Source organism: Streptomyces albidochromogenes, assembly GCF_005981925.1.
Classification (GTDB): Bacteria; Actinomycetota; Actinomycetes; order Streptomycetales; family Streptomycetaceae; genus Streptomyces; species Streptomyces albidochromogenes.
In genome coordinates this window covers 1-2,867 of sequence record NZ_VBVX01000501.1, presented here as the reverse complement: position 1 = coordinate 2,867, position 2,867 = coordinate 1, and the positions used below count along the sequence as shown (strand labels likewise).

Annotated in this window: 2 protein-coding genes; both read right to left on the bottom strand. The window is 73.2% G+C overall.

Annotated features, from left to right (window positions below; genetic code table 11):
- Positions 1 to 1,329, bottom strand: a 1,329-nt coding sequence (locus tag E2E34_RS33110; RefSeq protein ID WP_138905531.1) for a sensor histidine kinase, incomplete at its 3' end; no start/stop codon positions are given.
- 246 nt (positions 1,330 to 1,575) lie between these two features.
- Positions 1,576 to 2,814, bottom strand: a complete 1,239-nt coding sequence (locus E2E34_RS33105; protein WP_138905530.1) for an MBL fold metallo-hydrolase — start codon at positions 2,812 to 2,814, stop codon at positions 1,576 to 1,578.
- Between the last annotated feature and the right edge of the window lie 53 nt (positions 2,815 to 2,867).

Genomic DNA, 2,867 nt, shown 5'->3' with positions numbered 1-2,867 from the left:
GGCCGGAGCGGGGGGCGCCGGGACGGGCTCGTGCGCAGACGGCGGCGTGGCCGGTGGCGGCGGGACGGACTGCCGGGTTCCGGTGGCCCCCGTCCTGGTCGGCGCGTCCTGGTCCTCGTCGCCGCCCAGCAGTGCCTGCGGAAGGACGAGTACCGCCTGCACACCGCCGTAGATGTTGGCCTGCAGCCGCACGGTGATGCCGTGCCTGCGGGCCAGCGCCGACACCACGAAGAGGCCGATGCGGCCGTCCTGGAGCAGGCGTCCGACGTTGACGCTGTCCGGGTTGTGGAGCAGGGCGTTCATCTTGTTCTGCTCGGCGAGGGGCATGCCCAGGCCGCGGTCCTCGACCTCGATGGCGAGCCCGGCGGTGACGTGCTGGGCGCGGAGCAGCACGGTGGTGTGCGGGGCGGAGAACACCGTGGCGTTCTCCACGAGTTCGGCGAGGAGGTGGATGACGTCGGCGACGGCGTGACCGCGCAGGGTGCCGTCGATGGGCGGCACCAGCTTGACCCGGGAGTACTGCTCTACCTCGGCGATCGACGAGCGCAGTACCTCCGTCATCGTCACCGGGTTGCTCCACTGGCGGCGGGAGACCGCGCCGCCGAGGACGGCGAGGTTCTCCGCGTGCCTGCGGATGCGGGTGGCGAGGTGGTCGACGTGGAAGAGCCCCTTGAGCAGTTCGGGGTCCTCGACGTCGTTCTCCAGCTCGTCGAGCAGCTGGATCTCCCGGTGCACGAGCGACTGGAGGCGGCGGGCCAGGTTGACGAAGACCTCGACCATCTGGTCCGCGCCCGCGTTGTGCGACAGCTGCGAGGCCTGCACGAGTGCGGCGACGGCCGCGTCGTGCGCCCGTCCCATCTCCTGTTCCAGCCGGTCGAACTCGTCACCGCCGGGCACGGCGGGTGGCGGCGTGCGCCGGGCGGGCGGTCCCTCGCCGCGCCGCAGCTGCTCCAGGACCGCCCGCAGGTCGGCCTGACCGCGCGCTCCCGCCCTGCGCAGCGCGGTGCACCGGTCGAGCACGGTCTTGGCGGCGCGGTCGGCGGCCACGACGGCCGCCGCGAGCGAGACGATGACGAGCGCTCCGGCCCCCGCGAGGGCGACCCATAAGCTGCGGGCCGGCTCGGAGGCGGTGGCCTTGAGCGTGAACAGCACGGCCGCGACGCCGCTCAGGGCGACCACGACGGCCGGCAGGACCGCGGCGCGCAGAAGCTGAGGCCGTATGTGGACGTCGGGCATCGGCTGCGGGGGCTGGGACCGGGCGCCCGGCCGTCCGTGCCGGCCGCCCTCGCGGCGGTCTGCGCGCGCGGCGGGTGCGCGAAGTTGAGACATCAGTGTCCTCGGTACGTGGGGCCCCAGGCATCGGCGTACTGCGTCTGTTCGACCACTGTCGGTCCGGGCTCAACTTGGGTGATGTGGCCCCATGTTGATCACCGGGCACTCACAGTAGTCGGCAACCTTTCATGATCGACGGGCTGTTGCCAAACTTGCCCGCGCAGCGTCCCGCTCTGGTATGACGCCTCGTACTGCAGACCGAAAACCCGATGGCTCCCGCAGACCCGGAGGACCCTCCGGGCGCTACACCGCGGGCGCGGTCTCCGGCTCCCCCGTGTCGGCCACGCGGCCCGGGCCGACCTTCCGTCCTGGGGCCGCGGGGAGCCCGCCGCCGGGGCGGCCGGGACCCTGGCCGACGGCGACGGCGCGCCACCACGGCGTAGTGGGAAGGGCCACCTCGGCGCCGGGCTCGAAGGGCTCACCGGGGCGGGGCAGCGCGATACGGGCGCCGGCCTCCTTCGCCGCGGTGACGGTGCCCTCGGCCGGTTCGGACCAGGGGTGCGGGGCGAGGTTGAACGTGCCCCAGTGGATCGGCAGCATCGGGCCGCTCGACGGGCCGTGCGCCGCGCCGCCCTGGAGGTCGAGGTGGGCCCGCATGCCCTCGGCGGGGGTCATGTGGATGTCGGGCCAGTACTCGCTGTACGCGCCGATCTGGATCATCGTCGCGTCGAACGGGCCGTGCTCGGCGCCGATGTCCCGGAAGCCGTCAAAGTACCCGGTGTCGCCGCTGTGGTAGATCCGGTGCTCCGGTCCGGCGACGGCCCACGACGCCCACAGGGTGTGCTGCTGATTGCGCAGACCACGGCCGCAGAAGTGGCGGGCGGGGGTCGCGGTCAGGCGGAGTCCGGCGACCTTCACCGTCTCGTTCCAGTCCAGTTCGTGCACCTGGCCGGCCGGTACGCCCCAGCGTTCGAGGTGGGCTCCGACGCCTAGCGGCACGGCGAAGAGCGTGCGGGTGCCGGCGAGGGCGCGGATCGTGGGCATGTCGAGATGGTCGTAGTGGTCGTGCGAGATGACGACGACGTCGAGCGGGCCGAGCGACGCCAGCGGCACGGGGACGGCGTGCAGCCGCTTGGGGCCGACGAAGGAGAAGGGGGAGCAGCGCTCGCCCCACACCGGGTCGAAGAGCACCCGCCGCCCGTCGATCTCGGCGAACACGCTGGAATGACCCATCCAGGTGAGCCGCAGCCCGGTGGCGGGCGGCCCGGCCAGGTCCGCGAGGGTCGTGCCGTGCAGGGGGATGGGGCCGGCGGGCGTTCTGCGGCGGCGCTCCTCCTTGCGGAAGTACACCTTCATCAGTTCGAGCGTCGACCCCGAGGGCCGCGTCCGCGCGCCCGCCGGGTTCTGGAAGACCCCGTCGACGAAGTGGGGCGAGCGGCGGATGCGCTCCATCCGCTCCCCCGCCGGGTCCGCGCCGAAGGGGGCGGTCCGCAGCGAGCGCAGCCGGGAGCGCAGCGATGGCAGGGCGTCGGCGCTGGTCACAGGACCTCCAGGGGCTCAGGTTCCCTCCCATTATGGGCACCGGGTACGACAAC